The sequence below is a fragment of the Sodalis sp. RH14 genome, from assembly GCF_047324285.1.
Lineage (GTDB): Bacteria > Pseudomonadota > Gammaproteobacteria > Enterobacterales > Enterobacteriaceae > Acerihabitans.
The window spans coordinates 5,099,916-5,117,343 of sequence record NZ_CP178739.1 but is presented as its reverse complement, the minus strand read 5'-3'; the positions used below and the strand labels follow the sequence as shown (position 1 = coordinate 5,117,343).

Sequence of the window (17,428 nt, the reverse complement as noted above, 5' to 3'; positions counted from 1 at the left end):
ACGCTGTGGAACTGACGTGTCGAGCGGAAAAGATAGGGTAAAAAAACATAAATCGCAATAATGAAAAAAATATCACATTCTTTTATTTTAATAAATTATTAAATTTCAATGCAATATCCAGGGTCATCATTTTTACGTATTGGTTAATAATTGACATTACTTTTGTAATCGTAATAAGTTCAAGGTTCAGAAACGTGGGTTCATCATGGGCGGCAGGGGCAACCAACATGAAAGCAGGCATTGTCGGACTGGGTTTTCGCATGGCGAACGTGGCCAGGGAATTTAAACAAGCCGATGCGGATTTTACCATAACCGGATACGCCGACCCGGCGCCGGCCGGGCTGGAGACGCTCACGCAATTCGGCATCGATGCCGGACGGGGATTCGGCACGCTTGGCGAACTGCTGGCCGCGGGCGGCTTTGACCTACTGATGGTGGGTTCGCCGAATTACCTGCATCTGGAGCATATCCGCGCCGGGCTGGAAGCCGGGCTTATCGTCTTTACCGAAAAACCGGTGGTGATAAACGAAGAGCAGACCATGGCGCTGGCGGAGCTGGTGCGGCAGTACGGCAGCGATCGCATCATTGTGGGCCTGGTGCTGCGTTATTCGCCGCTGTATGTGGATTTACTCCACGCCCAGGCGCAAAACCAATTGGGCGAAATCACCTCCATCGAGGCCTGTGAGCATATTCCGCCCTGGCATGGCGCTTTTTTCATGCGCGACTGGCGGCGCTTCGAACGCTTCGCCGGGGCGTATATGCTGGAAAAATGCTGCCACGACCTGGACCTGTACCAGGGGCTGGTCGGCGCGCGCGCCACCAGCGTGGCGAGCTTTGGCGGGCGCAAATCCTTTACCGCGGCGCATGAACCGCACGGGCCGGTGACCGCTGCGTCTGACGTGTATCACCGCAAGCCCAGCGGCTGGCATAGCACCGATAACGTGTTTACCAGCGATGCGGATATTATCGACTACCAGACCGCTATCGTTGAATACGCCACCGGAGCAACGCTTTCTTTCCATGCCAATCTGAATGTGCCGGATTATTTTCGCCGTTTTTGCGTTATCGGCAGCGACGGCATGGCGGAAGGGGATTTTGTCCGCAACTATTTTCGCGTCCATGATGCCCGCAGCGGCGACAAGCTGGAGGATAAAACCTATGAAGGCTACGGCGACGCCGGTCATTACGGCGCGGATACGCAAATGGCGCAGGGCGTGGTCGACCATTTGCTGCACGGCGAACCGTTAAAGGTCTCTATTATCGATGCCATGGAGGCCGGCCTGACCGCGATTAAAATAGACGAAGCGCGTAAAAAGAAATGCCTTATCGACCTGACGGAATGCTGGCGGCGCTTTGACCGCAAGCTTGGACGCGGTGCCTGACCCCGCCGGCGCTATCCCTGGCGCGCAGCCGTTATATTCCCAGCGCGGGGGACGGCGGCGCGCCTGTGTCGTTCATTGATTTTTGTCGCCTGCCGCCCAGCCTTTTCACCATCCCACCCTGATACCGTGCGAAACAGCCTGTGGACTGATAGAATTGATACATCATCCTGCGGCGTATAACCCTCACAATTATGGCGGCCCAATGAAATTAGTCACTCAAGTTGCAGAACAGCGTAAGTTATTGGAAAACGCGGTAGCCCAGGCATTGGAACTGGCCGGCGCCGGCTCCGACGCGGCGGAAGTAGCGGTGACCAAAACCACCGGTATCGGCGTCAGCACCCGTTATGGCGAAGTGGAAAACGTTGAATTCAACAGCGACGGCGCGTTGGGCATCACCGTTTTTTACCAACAGCGCAAAGGCAGCGCCTCGTCGACCGATCTCAGTCCGGACGCGATTGCCCGTACCGTGGGCGCCGCGCTGGATATCGCCCGTTATACCTCACCCGACCCGTTCGCCGGCCTGGCGGATAAAGAACTGCTGGCTTTCGACGCGCCGGAACTGGACCTGTTCCATCCGGCGGAGCTGGACGCGGAGCGCGGAGCCGATCTGGCCGCCCGTGCCGAACAGGCGGCGCTCAACGCCGATAAGCGCATCACCAATACCGAAGGCGGTAGTTTCAACAGCCATTACAGTACCAAGGTCTACGGCAACAGCCATGGCATGCTGGCAAGCTACAACAGCAGCCGCCATTCCCTCTCCAGCAGCGTTATCGCCGAAAGCGGCGGTAATATGGAACGTAACTACGCCTACACCATCGGCAGGGCATTTGACGACCTGCGCACGCCGGAATGGGTTGGCGAGGAGTGCGCAAGGCGCACGCTGGCGCACCTGAACCCGCGCAAGATTGCCACCCAGCAGGCGCCGGTGCTGTTCGCCGCCGAAGCGGCAACCGGTTTGTTCGGCCATCTGGTCGGCGCTATCAGCGGCGGCAGCGTGTATCGCAAATCCACATTCCTGCTTGATTACCTGGGCAAGGCGATTTTGCCGGACTGGCTGTCCATAGAAGAGCATCCGCACTTGCTTAAGGGCTTGGCATCGTCACCCTTTGACAGCGAAGGCGTGCGTACCCAGGATCGGGCCATCATCAAAGACGGCGTACTCCAGACCTGGCTGTTAAGCAGCTACTCGGCGCGTAAGCTGGGGCTGAAAAGCACCGGCCATGCAGGCGGCATTCATAACTGGCGCATCGCGGGCCAGGGCCTTGATTTTGCGGCATTGATCAAAAAAATGGACAGGGGACTGGTAGTCACCGAACTGATGGGGCAAGGTGTGAGTGCCATCACCGGGGATTATTCACGCGGGGCTGCGGGTTTCTGGGTGGAACACGGTGAAATTCAGTATCCGGTCAGCGAGATCACTATTGCCGGCAACCTGAAGGATATGTGGCGTAATATTGTTTCGGTCGGCGACGATATCGAAACCCGCAGCAATATCCAATGCGGATCGGTGTTATTACCGCAGATGAAAATCGCAGGTATTTAACGGGAATTTATAATAATGAGATTCAAAGCAATAGCAATGTTGTCGGCAGCCCTGTTTATCGCCGCTCCCCTGGCGACGCAGGCGCGCGATCTGGGCGAGGATATGGATATCCTTAACGCCAACTATAGTAAAGTGGTCAAAAGCGATAATCTCGATACGCTTAAACCGGCACTGGCCAATATGCATGAAGCGGCGCTGGATGCCCGTAACGGCACGCCGCCCAAGCTCAAGGGGCAACCGGCGGATAGCCCGCAGATGAAGGATTTCCGCCAGGGTATGAGCACTCTGATCGGTCAAATCGAGCAGGCCCAGGCGTTGGCTGATAAAGGCGATCTTAAACAGGCCCAGGCAATGGCAAAGCAATTTCAGCAAACCCGCAACGAAAACCACGCAAAATTCCGCTAGGATGAAGGCTGCGCCAGGCAATAAACCGGTCCCGGCAGGCCGGTTTTTTTATACCCGCGCCGGCGCGGATGTTGCTGGACCGGTCGCATGAAATGCCACGGCGAAAAGCAGGGACATCAGCCACGGATCCTGATGATGGCGAATCTGCGGATGACCATTGTTCATGCCCCGATGCAGATGCGCCAGCAGTTCGCAGAAGAGGTCGGCATTGCGGAAAATCATGGCCATCCGGACCGTGGCCTTCTTGCGAAACAGCTTTCGGGCAAGTTCTCTATCGGTCATGAGCAAATAATTTTTGACCGCGGTGACCTCCGGCAGACTGATCAGGAAATTGACCTCGCCCTCCGTCATCTCGCCTGCCCATAAGCGGTTGATAATGGACTTAAAATTTTCATGTTGATACTGGGCCGCATAATTTCTCCCGGCGTGGGTGCCGTTAATAAGGTTTACCCGGTCGAGAATGGCGATATTCTGCGCTGGGGGCAGCTCGCTGCAACCGTAACGGCAAAAGCGGGCGCGATACCATTGCGATGGACTCGCGCTCTCATTATCTCCATCTCCCGCGCTGACCCATAATCGTTTAAGCGGATCGCCATGGACGGTCATGACTATGGTCTCGGATTGATGAAAGCGCGCTAACCAGATCCGACTGAATTTATCGGCAATATGCTGCTCAATAATATCGAGCATTTTTTCCAATAATTCGTTAAATCGTATTATGTTTTTTGAGCGGAATATATCCTTATCGGGATTTTTGACTCTTATCAACGTATATATAGTATCCATCAAAAACGCTTGCCGTACGCACTCCGAAGTGTTCATCATGTCCATGATGATATGACGGCATGCGCTCATGACATTTTTTAGCCGGGAAGCCAAAACTGTTGCTTCAGGGTGTGTCACTATTTCATGTGGTAACAGACCATAACAAATAATCTCCTTAACGCCGGCATCAAGGATGATGTTGTCAGCCACCATGGCGCTAAAGTATTCTTGTTCGTTAGCACCCCGGTAGCCGCTACGGTAACTTAAAGATATATTGGTGCTTTTGAATTGGTCATTTTCATGCGCCGCCAGCTGGTTGTAGAGCGCCGACAACTTCTGCTCGGGCGTTAAGTAAAGGGTGAATTTTTTTAATTTGCCATCATAGATAATCAATAGATAACATGCGTCACGATCGCCTAAAAAATAATGATTTCTTTCGGCGTCTATTTCAATTTTTATATAATGTATGCCCACTTTTAAATAGCTGTGCCCAAGCGCGTCCTGTGCCAGACCTTGGCTATTAATGGGGGTCAGTGATTTCACCTTTGCGCAGAGGCTATCAATATTTTCCATAATCAAGTCAAACAAACGCACCGAGACAAAAGCGTAATCAGCCATAATGACTTCACTTTCCCCCACCACGTTACTACGGGTGTCCGTCACGCGGCCGAATTGCCAATGCGTTATATTATTGGTGACGAACATATAGACCGGATAACCCGCCTTGCTGATATGATCAATATCGTAAACTTCGAATAATTGTAACCTATTATTAAAGCGTATTGGTAACGCCGCTTTATACATTCGGATGGCGATAATGTCGTCCCTGCGCAGACCGTCCTTGGTCATCAGGCTTAAGGTGAAATGGTTATCCGTGGTTCCATGCTGGTGGGTCTGCAATACCCGCCGGTACCCTAGCGGGTAAACGCTCAGCCTTTTCACCAGGCGTTTCTCGCCGGAGGTGGCCTCAGGCATGGTTTTCCACAGGGCGATATCCGTATGGACGATATGAAAATATTCAGCCAGTGTAAAGTTCAGGCTTAATGCCGGCTGAATTGCGCCTTTTTCATCGTATGGCATTATTTCGCTCAGGACCGACGTGAGTATGGATAACGCTCGTTTCACGGTATCGCCCTGATCGCCGGCATACTGGGCCATGCGCAGGAAGTTTTTTGCGACGCCGCCCGTTTTATTGGTCTGCGCTGCCAGGGGGACGAAGGGGACCAGGGGCATGGCAAACAGGTTTGCGCTAATATCCAGCGCCGTTGCGGCCAGGGTCCACAGGCCCTGGTGGCTCGCGTAGCCAAGTTTTGCGGCGTCGCTTAAGGAGCGCGCCTGCTGCCGGTTGCCCAGCGCCAGATGGCAAGGTTCGCTCAGCGATTCATTCAGCGTCATGATACGGTCAGGGTATGCGCCGGCATGGGCCAGCCAACGGTCGACGCCCCAAGAGTAAAAACCGAATAGCGACATGCCATCCACTCTATCCTGCAACGTGAAATGGCTGGCGATGTCAATGCGCTGCGTTTCGTTCCGGCATTGTTCTATTACCCAGTTTCTCAAATCGTTGATGCCATTGAACACCCAAAAATGCCTGACGCCGCGCGGTTGGTAAAGAATGAGCATATTTTCACCGGTCATGCTGAACACCACCATATCCGTGGCCGGATAACCGTTTATATCAAATAGCTTCACCCTCACCCGCAGTTGATCATTTTTCTCCAAACCCAGCGCATGCAGGATGATAGCTACAACGCTATCAGCCAATGATGTCTGCTCGATGCTAAGATGGGTCAATATATTAATGATATTGGCGATGACATGGTAAGGTTTATTCTCACGCCAATAGACGTCCAGTGCCGTTAAATACCGGGAAGCAATATCCATATTATTCAACAGCTCGATAATTTGTGAAGGTTTGATCGCCGCCTGTGAATGATGGCGAAGCATCGGTTCCGGCCGTTCCGTAAAATATATCCCCTGATATTTATCGACGGAATTCAAATCTTGGCATTCTTTACTAAAGAAATTGTTGATAACATATTCGGTTAACGGCATCGATTGTGTGATTACCGCAATTTGGCTGCGGCCGTAAGTGGGCTCCCGGTCGGGATAAGGACGGTCAAAATACAGAACCCAACATTCTTCCGTCTTAATATCGAGTAGATACCTGGTTTTGATCTCTTGATTTAACCAAGCCGTGACTATGCGGGTGATGGTGGGAAATGCCTGCTGCAGATGGCGGTTAATCAGGATATCGCTTTTGTGCGCGGGGGTATCGCGCTCCGGCGCCAGGGCGGTAATAATCTGCTTTGCGGGCGTCGCGTCCGGTATGGGGGCCGCCGCCGTCATCGGCAGCAGAGAGAGGCGGGGCAGTGAAAATCCGGCCAGCCCGCGGCTGAACGACGGTGTTATCGTGGGCAGATGAGGTGCGCGCGTCCCCGGCAAACAGTCCGTTACCTCGCCGGTATCCCGCGCCAGGCTTAATCGTGGGCACCGAACGGGGGGAATGCGCGGCCTTGGCTGCGCGTTGATCTCGACACGCGCCCGCGACGCCGCGCTACCGGTCTTGGCGCTGATGCCATAAAACTGCTCGGCCGCCCGCTCCGCGCGCAGCTGGTTGTAATGGCTTTGCCTGGCCCATTGCCGGGCCAGGTTGCGCCCCAACGCCTGTTGTGTTTTTTCCGTTGGGTTTAATAACATCCTGCCACCTTCATCCGTCGGTTGCCGTTGATGAACCCCGGACGCCACGCATAATCCCTGCCAGTACTGGCAAGCCTTATTAAACAGGCGCGCGATGGCTACCGGCAGGTTCAGACAACGCCGCTGCGGCTGTCGTTCATTCCCCCCATCGCAATAGTACTTACTGGCCAGCGCCAGGGCGCCAAAAAAAAGATAGCTGTTATGAGTGAGGATATTATCCGCACCGATATCTAATGCGCCGGTCAGCGAGGGCCCGAGCTGTTCTTCAATATAATCCCTTACATAAACGGATACAGAAACTAAAAATTGTGACTGGGATAAAATAGCATTTATGCACAACGGCAGCCCGGCTTCCAGGACTGTACTGATACTTTGTCTGGCTGTTATGGCATTATAGAGGCACCAGGCGGTATTGAATACCGCCTGTGGAATATCCAATCCCATATTCATGCTGAACCGACTGGCCTCATGAGAAACCGCTATTTTAAGCAGGTTCGTCAACGCTATTTTTAAATCTTCCGCTAAGGCTGTTTGGGGTTGATTGATTATGTCATCAACGGCGGCATGTTCATCATCATTATGGCCGGGCCATAAGGTGTAAGGCTCGCAATCATAAAAAACATCTTCCGAATTATTTGTATCAATATGGTTATGTTTAATAACTTCATGGTTAATGTACATTAATTTCTCTCTATATATAATCTGTTGCTCGGCGCTAAACCATCTCTTTCAGCTGAGCCATATGAGGGATGAAACATGACCTGGGGGTGGATGCCGCCATGATAAACAGGTAGGCGGCCACTATCGCCATAATGGCGGGTTAATTAGTCTTTGCGGCTGATAAGGTTTAACCGTACCGGGTTTACGCTTCCCAGCCGGTGAACTGACTGAGGCCGGGGCCGGCACATCAGGTGGCAGGGTGCGCATGGTCCATCGTCATTGTTTATCCTTATCCCGACGGCCGCCGGATTAAGGCTTTTTCCAGCGCATAAAGACAGACGGTGGGCGCCAGCCTGCGCGGTATATGGTCTGGGGTTGCCGGGCGTTATCGCCAGGGCCAAATTCACGATAGGTTATTCTTATAGGTCTATAACGACGTAATATCCGTCCTTCCATGCCCGTCGCCGGGCAATTGGACTCTGATATCCCATATATACAGTGAAATGATGCGGTTTGTAGCCATTATGCGAATGAGATCGCTTGGCCGTGATTTATTTCCACTTCAAAGTGGAAATATAACGGCTACAAACCTGCCGCCGCACCGGCTAGGGTAAATCATCATTAAAGGCGGCAAAAGCAAGACTGCTTTACCGCGCTGAATATTTTTATTATGGATGCCGTAGGAGCACAGAGTGGTCGATAAAGCCGTATCAGCGGGCGGAGAAACGGAACGTGATGCATTAGCCGCCGCATTGACCGAAAAGGTTCTGCTGGAAATCATGCAGATGCTGACGGAGCGCAATATCCGGATCAATCACGTGCAGGATCAAATGCTGCACTCCCATGTGCGCGCCATGGTGATGCGTTCTTTAACCGGCGAGCCGTTACCGGAAGTGGATAAAGAGTTATTTGACGAAATTTCCGCGGATTCGATGGCGATGGCGGAGGCGGTGGTGAATTTGCTGGATAATTTACCGATTGAAGAAGCGTATTTATTATCGGTTCATTTTGAAGTGGCCAAAGACAATAACGCTTAATAACGTGTGGGAGAACCAAATGGCACAGGTAACGGTAGTGATAGGCGATCGGCTGGGTAAGGGGCAGAAAGTGGCCAAGGGCATCGAAGCGGCGGGCGGCAAGGCAATAGTCGTGCCCGGCATGGCGGCGGATATGAAGCTGGGCGATGTGATGAACAGCGAGCAGGCCGACTTCGGCATTTCCTTTTGCGGCAGCGGCGGCGCCGGCGCCATCACCGCGCAGAATAAATACGGTTATAAAGCCAAACACGGCATGCGCTCGATTGAAGAAGGCGTAACGGCTATCCAGGAAGGCAATAAAGTATTGGGTTTTGGTTTTATGGATAAAGAAGAATTGGGGCAAAAATTAGTAGAAACCTGGCTTAAAAAATATGGCAATGCCTGATGAAAGAGCAGTCTGTTTTAACCGTACAGGTGGCGGGAAAAGGTGAAACCAAAGCGGCCGCTTTTGCCGCCGCGTTAAGTCAGGTGCAGCCAGCGGTGATGAAATCCACCGGCTGTGTTTTGCTGCGCATTGAACCGCAGGAAGTCAAAATTATCCAGGCGGAAGAGAAGCGTATTACTGAAAAATTCCTTTTTTTCTTTTTGCCGCGTGAAAAGAAAAGCTACAGCGTCATATTGGATATTACGGTCGGCATCATCATGATCGATACCGAAAAAGTCCCTTTTACCCGCAGTTAACGATGCGGATAAATCATCAAAGGATAATCCGATGTTTCTTATCATTTTAATAAAGTCACTTATTATCGGCGGGCTGGTCGGCGTCGGAGTGGGGGCCGGGGCGGCGCGCATGTTCCATGCGCCGACCGTTCAGGGCATGGGGGCCTTTCGTACCCTGGGTGAACTCAATTCCTGCGAGGGCGATCCCGCGTCGCATTTTTCCTTCGGCCTGGGTTTCTTCTTTAACGCCTGGGCATCGTCGGTGGCCGCCGGTTCGTTTACCCAGGATGTCGACCATCGCATCATTCCCCACTGGGGGGCTGCGGCGCTGATGATTAAAAACCGCCAGCTCAGTGAAACCATGCACGATCCAAAACGCATGGCGTTTGCCTGCGGCATCATCGGCATGCTGGTGGTGGCGTTTCTTAACTCCACCGCTTCCGCCGTGCCCGCCGCGCTCCAGGTGACCGCCGTGAAGGTCCTGGTGCCTGCCGCCAATATCCTGGTGAATACCGTCATGCCGGTGATCTTCTGGCTGGCGGCAATCGACGCCGGCAAACGCTCCGGTTTCTGGGCCACCATTTTCGGCGGCCTGGCGCAGCTTATCATGGGCAACGCCGTGCCGGGCCTGGTGCTGGGCATCCTGATCGGCAAGGGCGTGGAAGAGGGCGGCTGGAATAAAATCACCGGCATCATGATGGCGGCGATTATCGCCCTGTTTGTCCTCAGCGGTTTCTTCCGTGGTTTTGATATGAAAATGCTGCAGTCCTTTAGCCTGGGCGTGCCCGGTTGGCTGAACGGCATCCATAACGCCTTAAGCGGTAAATAAATTTTACAGGGGTTAAGAAAATGGAAGAAACAAAACGCGGTTTTTGGTATGCCGACTGGTCGTTCCCGATTTTTGTCGGACTGCTTTCAGCCGGGATTTTTGCCGGGACCCATATGTACTATCTGTACGGCATCGGCGCCTTTAACGAAGTCGCCTTTGTCGCCATGCTGCGCACCGGTATCGATACCGGCGTTTACGGCGCGGTGGCCGCTTTCGGCGCCAGTTTCCTGTTTGCGCGCATTATCGAAGGATCCCTGGTGGGGATCCTGGATATCGGCGGCGCGCTGCAGACCGGGGTCGGCCTGGGCGTGCCGGCGCTGCTGCTGGGCGCGGGCATCAAATTTCCCCTGGAGAATTTCCTTGCCTCGCTGGCGACCGGCATGGTGCTGGGCCTGGCCATCGGCGGCCTGATTATCCTGGCGCGCAGATTCACCATTAACCAAAGCAACGCCACCTACGGGGCGGATGTCATGATGGGCGCGGGCAACGCATCGGGCCGTTTTCTCGGGCCGCTGATTATCCTGTCGGCCATTACCGCGTCGATCCCCATCGGCCTGGGATCCCTGGCCGGGGCATTGCTGTTTTATCTGTGGAATAAACCCATTACCGGCGGCGCCATCCTCGGCGCGATGCTGCTGGGCGCGTTTTTCCCGGTAGCTATTGCGTAACCTAACGCCCGCCGCCGGGACGCCATCACTGTGTTGATTATCCGGCCGCGCCACGGGGCGGCGGGCGGATAACATAAGGAGGACCCTTGGCACCCTTATATGATCTGATTATCCGGCAGGCCAGGCAGCCGGACGGCACCCTTGCCGATATCGCCGTGCTGGACGGGCGCATCGCCGCCGTGGGCGCCGTGCCGACTTCCGCCCGGCGCGAGATTAACCTGGGCGGGCGCTATTATGCCAGCGCCGGCTGGATTGATTCCCATGTCCATTGCTATCCCGCCTCGCCGATATACCATGACGAGCCGGATAAGGTGGGTATCGCCTGCGGCGTGACCACGGTGGTCGACGCCGGCAGCACCGGTGCCGACGCGGTGGACGATTTTTATCAATTGACCCGGGCGGCCAAAACCCGGGTGTATGCCCTGCTGAATATCGCGCGCACCGGCATCGTCACCCAGGATGAACTGGCGGATATGACGCGCATCGACAAAGCGCTGGCCGGTGAGGCGATTGCCCGTCATCGCGGTTTTATTATCGGTATCAAGGCCAGGATCAGCAGCAGCGTGGTGGGCGCCAACGGCGTCAAGCCCCTGCAGCGCGCCAAGGAAATCCAGCGGGAAAACGGCAATCTGCCGTTAATGGTGCATATCGGCAATAATCCGCCGGATCTCGGGCGCATCGTCGATCTGCTCGGCGCCGGGGATATTGTCACCCATTGTTATAACGGCAAGCCCAACCGCATCCTGACGCCCGCGGGCGAACTGCGCGCCTCGGTGCGCAAGGCGCTGCAACGCGGCGTGCGCCTGGATGTCGGCCATGGCACCGCCAGCTTCAGCTTCGAGGTGGCCCGCCTGGCGATAGCCCAGGGTATCTATCCCTATACCATCAGCTCCGATATCTACTGCCGCAACCGTATTGACGGGCCTGTACATAGCCTGGCGGCGGTGATGGCTAAATTTTTCACCCTCGGCATGACGCTCGCCCAGGTGATTGACTGTGTAACCCTGCATGCGGCCGATGCGCTGCGCCTGACCAAAAAAGGACGGCTTGTACCCGGCTGCGATGCGGATATAACCCTGTTTGACGTTCGCACCGCCCCCTGCGTGTTCACCGACGCCGAGGGACACTCCGTCGCCGGGGAGCAGCAGTTGATCCCGCTGGCGGCGGTGGTGGCGGGCGTTTGTTTGTTAACGGACGAAGGAAAAACCTCCCATGTCTTCGATTTATGAAAAATATCAGCTGAAAGAAGTGATCAACGCCTCGGGCCGCATGACCCTGCTGGGCGTGTCCACACCCCGGCAGGATGTGGTCGACGCGGTCAATCTGGGCCTGAACCATTATTTTGAAATGAAGGATCTGGTGGATAAGACCGGCGCCTACCTGGCCGGTTTGCTGGGCGTTGAGAGCGCGGTTATCGTCTCCTGCGCCTCGGCGGGCATCGCCCAGTCGGTGGCGGCGTTTATCGTTAAGGACGACCTGAACCTGCTGGTGAACCTCCATGCCGCACCGCTGGCCGTGCCTCATGAAATAGTGCTGCCCAAGGGGCATAACGTGAATTTTGGCGCGCCGGTGGGCACCATGGTGGCGCTGGGCGGCGGTAAGGTGGTGGAGGCCGGTTATGCCAACGAGTGCTCCCCGGAGCAACTGGCGGCGGCCATCGGTCCGCAAACGGCGGCGGTGTTGTATATTAAATCGCACCATTGTGTGCAAAAGAGCATATTGTCCGTGGCGCAGGCCGCGGAAATCGCCCATAGCCGCCATCTGCCGCTGATTGTCGACGCCGCCGCCGAGGAAGATCTGGCGGTATATTACCGCCAGGGCGCCGACCTGGTGATCTACAGCGGCGCCAAAGCGCTCGAGGGACCGACCAGCGGGCTGGTTATCGGCAAAACGCAGGCGGTGGAGTGGGTCAAGCGGCAGGGCGGCGGCATCGGCCGGGCAATGAAAATCGGCAAGGAAGGCATACTGGGCCTGACCCAGGCCATCGAAAGCTATCTGGCGCGTGAAAAAGAGTCGGGCGGCGAGATGGTGGCCAAAATGACGCCGTTTATCGATCGGCTGAATACCCTGGCCGGCATCAGCGCGCGGGTGGTGTGGGATGGGGCGGGGCGCGACATCGCCCGCGCCGAAATCCATTTTGACGAGACGGTATTGGGCATCGCCACGGCGGATATCGTCTCGGCGTTGAAAATGGGCAATCCGGCGATTTATTTTCGCGGGTATAAGGCTAACGCGGGCATTATCGAGGTGGATGTGCGCAGCGTGACCCCGGCCCAGCTTGATATCATTAGTTCACGCATCAGTGAAATAGGAAAAGGATCCCGTTCATGAAATTAACCCCCAATTATTACCGCGACCGGGTTTGCCTGAACGTTCTGGCCGGCTCCAAAGAAAACGCGCGCGCCATCTACGAGGCGGCGGAAGGCCATGTGCTGGTTGGCGTCCTCTCGAAAAACTATCCCGACGTGCCGTCGGCCGTCGAGGATATGCGCGCCTACGCCGCCCTGATTGACAACGCGCTGTCGGTTGGCCTGGGAGCGGGCGATCCGAACCAGTCGGCGATGGTCGCCGCCATTGCCGGCGTCCTGCAGCCGCAGCACGTCAACCAGGTGTTTACCGGCGTCGGCGCCAGCCGCGCGCTGCTCGGCCAGACCGATACCCTGGTCAATGGCCTGGTGTCGCCCACCGGCCGGCCGGGGCTGGTGAAAATCTCCACCGGTCCGCTCAGCGCCAGGTCGCCCGACGGCATCGTGCCCATTGAAACGGCCATCGCCCTGCTAAAGGACATGGGCGGCAGCTCCATTAAGTTTTTCCCCATGGGCGGGCTGGATCACCTGGATGAATACCGGGCGGTTGCGCTGGCCTGCGCGCGTCATGATTTTTATCTGGAACCGACCGGCGGCATCGATCTGGACAACTTCGCCCCGATCCTGCAGATCGCGCTGGACGCCGGGGTCAAACGCATCATTCCGCATATCTACAGCTCGATTATCGACAAAGAGACCGGCAATACCCGCCCCCAGGACGTGGCGACATTGCTGGCGCTGGTAAAAAAGCAGGTTGCATAAGCCATGGTGAGATTTCCTAACCAGCGACTGGCCAATATGTTCGACGCATTACAGGCGGAATCGCTGCCGCAGGAAGAGCTGGCCAGACGTTTTTCGGTATCGACCCGCACCGTGCGGGCCGATATCCAGGCGCTGAACGCCATCCTGTCCGGCCATGGCGCGCAGTTTGTTCTCAACCGCGGCAGCGGCTATCAGTTGAAAATCGACGACGAGCCGCTTTTTGCCTCGCTCTCCCGGCAGACGCCGCGCCAAAATCGCACACCTCATTCCAGCGCCGAGCGTATCCCGGCGCTGATGGTACGCTTTTTAAGCTCGGCCTATGCCTTTAAGATGGAGGATGTGGCCGACGAATGGTATGTCAGCCGCGGCACGCTGCAAAGCGATATGGGCGAAGTGCGCGAACGGCTGTCGCGCTACGATCTGACTATCGAGACCAAACCCCGCCACGGCATGAAGCTGTTCGGCAAGGAAGCGTCCATCCGGGTGTGCCTGACCGATCTGATGTATTCCCTGTCGCTGGACGAGCATGACAGCTATCTGCTGGCCAGCGGCGAGCTGCCGTTCGATATTCTGCCGCGGCTGAAGCCGGCCTGGCACCAAAGCCTGGTGGCCAGCGGCATCAAGCTTACCGATGAGGGCGAACAATATCTGGCTCTGTACAGCGCGGTGGCGGTCAAACGCATCCGGCAAGGCTACCCCCTGCCGGATTTCCCTATGGAGGAGGTGGACGAGGGGATTAAAACGGCGTCCGCGCAGCTGGTGCGCCTGATCGAACCGTTAACCGGCAAGGGCTTTTCGGCGGCGGAGGAAAATTACCTGCGCATCCATATTGCCGCGCGGCGGATACAGGACATCAATCCCTCGTCCATTAACGCCGACGACGACGAAACGCTGGTGGACTATATCCTCAGCTATATCAACAGCCACTATAACTATAACCTGCAAAACGACAGCCAGCTGCGCGCCGACCTGCTGACCCATATCAAGACCATGATCACCCGGGTGCGCTATCAAATCACCATTCCCAATCCGCTGCTGGCCAACATCAAGCAGCACTATCCCATGGCCTATGACGTGACGCTGGCGGCGGTAACCAGCTGGGGCAAATATACCCCGTATGTCATCAGTGAAAACGAGATAGGCTATCTGGTCCTGCATATCGGCGTCGGCCTGGAACGGCACTACAATATCGGCTACCAGCGCCATCCGCAGGCGCTGCTGGTCTGCGACAGCGGCAACTCGACGGTGCGCATGATCCAGGCGATGCTCAAGCGCAAATATCCGCAGATTGCCGTGACGCAGGTGATTTCATTACGGGAATATGACAAGCTGCCGGCGCTGGAGGAGGATTTTGTCATTTCCACCGTCAGGATCGGTGAAAAAAACAAACCGGTGATGGTGCTGGCGCCGTTCCCCAGCGACTATCAGCTCGAACAGCTGGGCAAACTGGTGCTGGTGGATCGCACCCGCCCTTATATGCTGGAAAAGTTCTTTTCTGAACAGCATTTTATGATTGTCGACCGGCCGCTGACCCAGCAGGCGCTGTTTAAGCAGGTATGCGGCCAGCTGAAGCGGGAAGGGGTTGTGGATAAGGATTTTTATCCCTCGGTGGTGGAGCGCGAGGCTATCGTCAGTACCCTGTTGGGCGACGGCATTGCGCTGCCGCATTCCCTGGGGCTGCTGGCCAGGCAGACGGTGATTTACACCATTCTGGCGCCGCAGGGCATAGCCTGGGGCGATAATGAAACCGCCTACGTGATTTTCCTGCTGGCGATCAATAAGACCGATTATGAAGAGGCGATGGCGATCTATGAGCTGTTCGTCACCTTCGTGCGCGAGCGCTCCATGCCCAGGCTGCGCGACAGTCGCGATTTCGCCGGCTTCAAGGCGGTGGCCATCGATAGCCTGAGCCGCGCGTGATCAGTCTTCGTCGAAACCGGCGTTAAACAGCTCGATCACCGCCGCCAGCGCCTGTATCTCATCCGGGCCGGTGGCCTCCACCTCGATCACCCGGCCTTTGGCCGAGTCCAGCATCAGCAGGGCGATAACGCTGCTGGCTTCCGCTTCGGTGCCGCTATCGTTGCGCAGCAACACCTCCGCGTCAAAGCTTTGCACCAGATCGAATAGCTTCATTGCCGGCCGGGCGTGCATGCCCAGGCGGTTCTTGATTTCCACCGTTTGTTTAACCGTCATGGTTTGCGCTTTTCCAGGGTGCGGTGCCGGGACTGGACGTTTTTACCGCGTGAACGGAAATAGTCCGCCAGCTGCTCGGCCACGTAGACCGAGCGGTGTTTGCCGCCGGTGCAGCCAATGGCCACGGTCAGGTAGCTGCGGTTATTGGTTTCCAGCATCGGCAACCATAACTCCAGGTAACTGCGGGTTTGATAGATAAAATTATGCACTTCGGTATGGCGGTCGAGAAAGGCCGCCACCGGCTTATCCAGCCCGGTCATCGGCCGCAGTTTGGGATCCCAGTGCGGGTTGGGCAGGAAACGCACGTCGAAAACATAATCGGCGTCGATGGGCAGGCCGTGCTTATAGCCGAAAGACTCGAACACGATGGTCAGCTCGCGCTCGCGTTTGCCCAGCAGCCGGGCACGCAGCATTTCCGCCAGCTCATGCACCGACATTTCCGTGGTATCGATAATCAGATCCGCGCGGGAGCGCAGCGGTTCCAGCAGTTCATTCTCTTCATCAATGGCGCTTTCCAGCGACAGGTTCTTGCTGGATAACGGATGCAGGCGCCGGGTATCGCTATACCGCCTGATTAGGGTGCTGCGATCGGCGTCGAGGAACAACAGCTGCGGCGAAAAGCTTTGCGGCAGGTTGTCCATGGCGTGCTCGAAAATCTCCGGCGTCTCGGGCATATTGCGCACATCAATGCTCACCGCGGCGGAGATATTCCGGTCGGCCAGCGTATTGGCCAATTGCGGCAGCAGCACCACCGGCAGGTTATCGACGCAATAAAACCCCATATCTTCCAGCGCGCGCAGCGCGACTGATTTCCCTGAACCGGATCGACCGCTGACAATCATCAGCACCATGACGACTCCCCTCTGGTATTTTTATTGACCCATTGGCCACGCTTGCCGTAATCGCGCCAATGACTCCCCGCTGGTCGGTACAGCGCCGGGCAGGCAATCCGACCCGGCGCGTTAAGACCCGGCTTCCGTTTCCGTCATTATGGCATACAGCTCTTCATCGCTTTGCGCGGCGCGCAGGCGACGGCAGACCGTTTTATCGGCCAGGCGCTTGGCCACCAGGGCCAGGGTGTGCAAATGGGTTTTACACTGCTCGGCCGGCACCAATAGCGCAAACAGCAAATCCACCGGTTGGTTATCTATCGCATCAAAGGCAATGGGCTGCTCCAGGCGGATAAACACACCGACCGCGCGCAGGGTGTCTTCTTCCAGCTTGCCGTGCGGGATGGCGATACCGTTGCCGATACCGGTACTGCCCATGCGTTCACGGGTCAATACGGCCTCGAACACCACCTGCGGCGCCAGGTTGAGCTGCTTGGCCGCCAGCTCGCTGATAATTTCCAGCGCGCGCTTTTTGCTCTGGCAGTGGATGGAGCCGCGGGTGCACTCAAGGCTTAACACCGTGTTTATTTGCAAAGCTGTATCGTTAGTCATTTCATTTCACTTAAGGCGCTTGTTTCACCTTTAAGACTCATCGGCCCGTTATCGTACGGATAACGAGCCGATGTGA

At 55.9% G+C, this 17,428-nt stretch carries 16 protein-coding genes; 12 read left to right on the top strand and 4 right to left on the bottom strand.

The annotated features are described in order from the left end of the window. Positions 1–227: 227 nt before the first annotated feature. From ACL2XQ_RS23290 to cybC, 3 genes are all read left to right on the top strand, one after another. On the top strand, positions 228–1,382 hold the full coding sequence (locus ACL2XQ_RS23290) for a Gfo/Idh/MocA family protein (protein WP_413721533.1): 1,155 nt from the start codon (positions 228–230) through the stop codon (positions 1,380–1,382). Positions 1,383–1,584: 202 nt separating this feature from the next. After that, a complete protein-coding gene (gene pmbA / locus ACL2XQ_RS23285) occupies positions 1,585–2,925 on the top strand; it encodes a metalloprotease PmbA (RefSeq protein WP_410013340.1) in 1,341 nt (446 codons plus the stop codon). Between the two features lie 36 nt (positions 2,926–2,961). Continuing rightward, positions 2,962–3,330, top strand: a complete 369-nt coding sequence (gene cybC, locus ACL2XQ_RS23280; RefSeq protein ID WP_410013341.1) for a cytochrome b562 — start codon at positions 2,962–2,964, stop codon at positions 3,328–3,330. A 48-nt stretch (positions 3,331–3,378) separates the two neighbouring features. On the opposite strand, the gene ACL2XQ_RS23275 is transcribed toward cybC, so the two are convergent. Continuing rightward, the gene (locus ACL2XQ_RS23275) at positions 3,379–6,444 is read right to left on the bottom strand and encodes a dermonecrotic toxin domain-containing protein (protein ID WP_413739757.1); all 3,066 of its coding nucleotides are present in this window, start codon (positions 6,442–6,444) and stop codon (positions 3,379–3,381) included. 1,703 nt (positions 6,445–8,147) lie between these two features. Here ACL2XQ_RS23275 and ACL2XQ_RS23270 point away from each other — a divergent pair. From ACL2XQ_RS23270 to ACL2XQ_RS23230, 9 genes are all read left to right on the top strand, one after another. Further along, the gene (locus tag ACL2XQ_RS23270; protein ID WP_410013343.1) at positions 8,148–8,492 is read left to right on the top strand and encodes a glycine dehydrogenase; all 345 of its coding nucleotides are present in this window, start codon (positions 8,148–8,150) and stop codon (positions 8,490–8,492) included. A 19-nt stretch (positions 8,493–8,511) separates the two neighbouring features. Beyond that, positions 8,512–8,877 (top strand): glycine-rich SFCGS family protein, encoded by a 366-nt coding sequence (locus ACL2XQ_RS23265; RefSeq protein ID WP_410013344.1) that lies wholly within the window; start codon positions 8,512–8,514, stop codon positions 8,875–8,877. Then, the gene (locus ACL2XQ_RS23260) at positions 8,877–9,173 is read left to right on the top strand and encodes a DUF4312 family protein (RefSeq protein WP_410013345.1); all 297 of its coding nucleotides are present in this window, start codon (positions 8,877–8,879) and stop codon (positions 9,171–9,173) included. Before ACL2XQ_RS23265 ends, ACL2XQ_RS23260 begins: the two co-directional genes overlap by 1 nt. Positions 9,174–9,204: 31 nt before the next feature. Beyond that, positions 9,205–9,981 carry a DUF4311 domain-containing protein gene (locus ACL2XQ_RS23255; RefSeq protein WP_410013346.1) on the top strand — a complete coding sequence of 259 codons (777 nt, stop codon included), beginning with the start codon at positions 9,205–9,207 and terminating at the stop codon, positions 9,979–9,981. Between the two features lie 20 nt (positions 9,982–10,001). After that, complete coding sequence (locus ACL2XQ_RS23250; RefSeq protein ID WP_410013347.1) at positions 10,002–10,649, top strand: DUF4310 family protein; 648 nt, start codon at positions 10,002–10,004, stop codon at positions 10,647–10,649. An 86-nt stretch (positions 10,650–10,735) separates the two neighbouring features. After that, positions 10,736–11,878: an amidohydrolase/deacetylase family metallohydrolase gene (locus ACL2XQ_RS23245; RefSeq protein ID WP_413721529.1), complete on the top strand. Its 1,143-nt coding sequence runs from the start codon at positions 10,736–10,738 to the stop codon at positions 11,876–11,878. Then, positions 11,862–12,980 (top strand): DgaE family pyridoxal phosphate-dependent ammonia lyase, encoded by a 1,119-nt coding sequence (locus ACL2XQ_RS23240; protein ID WP_413739756.1) that lies wholly within the window; start codon positions 11,862–11,864, stop codon positions 12,978–12,980. The genes ACL2XQ_RS23245 and ACL2XQ_RS23240 overlap by 17 nt, the downstream gene beginning before the upstream one ends. Further along, complete coding sequence (gene dagF, locus ACL2XQ_RS23235; RefSeq protein WP_413727617.1) at positions 12,977–13,717, top strand: 2-dehydro-3-deoxy-phosphogluconate aldolase; 741 nt, start codon at positions 12,977–12,979, stop codon at positions 13,715–13,717. The genes ACL2XQ_RS23240 and dagF overlap by 4 nt, the downstream gene beginning before the upstream one ends. 6 nt (positions 13,718–13,723) lie before the next feature. Beyond that, positions 13,724–15,637, top strand: a complete 1,914-nt coding sequence (locus ACL2XQ_RS23230; protein WP_413733268.1) for a BglG family transcription antiterminator — start codon at positions 13,724–13,726, stop codon at positions 15,635–15,637. Here the strand turns inward: ACL2XQ_RS23230 and npr are convergent, their stop codons facing one another. From npr to ptsN, 3 genes are all read right to left on the bottom strand, one after another. Beyond that, the gene (npr, locus tag ACL2XQ_RS23225) at positions 15,638–15,910 is read right to left on the bottom strand and encodes a PTS phosphocarrier protein NPr (protein WP_410013351.1); all 273 of its coding nucleotides are present in this window, start codon (positions 15,908–15,910) and stop codon (positions 15,638–15,640) included. After that, positions 15,907–16,761 (bottom strand): RNase adapter RapZ, encoded by an 855-nt coding sequence (gene rapZ / locus ACL2XQ_RS23220; protein ID WP_410013352.1) that lies wholly within the window; start codon positions 16,759–16,761, stop codon positions 15,907–15,909. Before rapZ ends, npr begins: the two co-directional genes overlap by 4 nt. 111 nt (positions 16,762–16,872) lie before the next feature. Continuing rightward, positions 16,873–17,352, bottom strand: coding sequence for a PTS IIA-like nitrogen regulatory protein PtsN (gene ptsN / locus ACL2XQ_RS23215; protein WP_410013353.1), 480 nt, complete (start codon positions 17,350–17,352; stop codon positions 16,873–16,875). Between the last annotated feature and the right edge of the window lie 76 nt (positions 17,353–17,428).

Bases quoted from the DNA above. Each gene is read 5' to 3' on its own strand.
- ACL2XQ_RS23250 (WP_410013347.1), top strand. From the start codon at position 10,002: ATGGAAGAAACAAAACGCGGTTTTTGGTATGCCGACTGGTCGTTCCCG.
- ACL2XQ_RS23265 (WP_410013344.1), top strand. From the start codon at position 8,512: ATGGCACAGGTAACGGTAGTGATAGGCGATCGGCTGGGTAAGGGGCAG.
- npr (WP_410013351.1), bottom strand. From the start codon at position 15,910: ATGACGGTTAAACAAACGGTGGAAATCAAGAACCGCCTGGGCATGCAC.
- ACL2XQ_RS23275 (WP_413739757.1), bottom strand. From the start codon at position 6,444: ATGACGGCGGCGGCCCCCATACCGGACGCGACGCCCGCAAAGCAGATT.
- rapZ (WP_410013352.1), bottom strand. From the start codon at position 16,761: ATGGTGCTGATGATTGTCAGCGGTCGATCCGGTTCAGGGAAATCAGTC.
- cybC (WP_410013341.1), top strand. From the start codon at position 2,962: ATGTTGTCGGCAGCCCTGTTTATCGCCGCTCCCCTGGCGACGCAGGCG.
- ACL2XQ_RS23255 (WP_410013346.1), top strand. From the start codon at position 9,205: ATGTTTCTTATCATTTTAATAAAGTCACTTATTATCGGCGGGCTGGTC.
- ACL2XQ_RS23240 (WP_413739756.1), top strand. From the start codon at position 11,862: ATGTCTTCGATTTATGAAAAATATCAGCTGAAAGAAGTGATCAACGCC.
- ptsN (WP_410013353.1), bottom strand. From the start codon at position 17,352: ATGACTAACGATACAGCTTTGCAAATAAACACGGTGTTAAGCCTTGAG.
- ACL2XQ_RS23290 (WP_413721533.1), top strand. From the start codon at position 228: ATGAAAGCAGGCATTGTCGGACTGGGTTTTCGCATGGCGAACGTGGCC.
- dagF (WP_413727617.1), top strand. From the start codon at position 12,977: ATGAAATTAACCCCCAATTATTACCGCGACCGGGTTTGCCTGAACGTT.
- ACL2XQ_RS23260 (WP_410013345.1), top strand. From the start codon at position 8,877: ATGAAAGAGCAGTCTGTTTTAACCGTACAGGTGGCGGGAAAAGGTGAA.
- pmbA (WP_410013340.1), top strand. From the start codon at position 1,585: ATGAAATTAGTCACTCAAGTTGCAGAACAGCGTAAGTTATTGGAAAAC.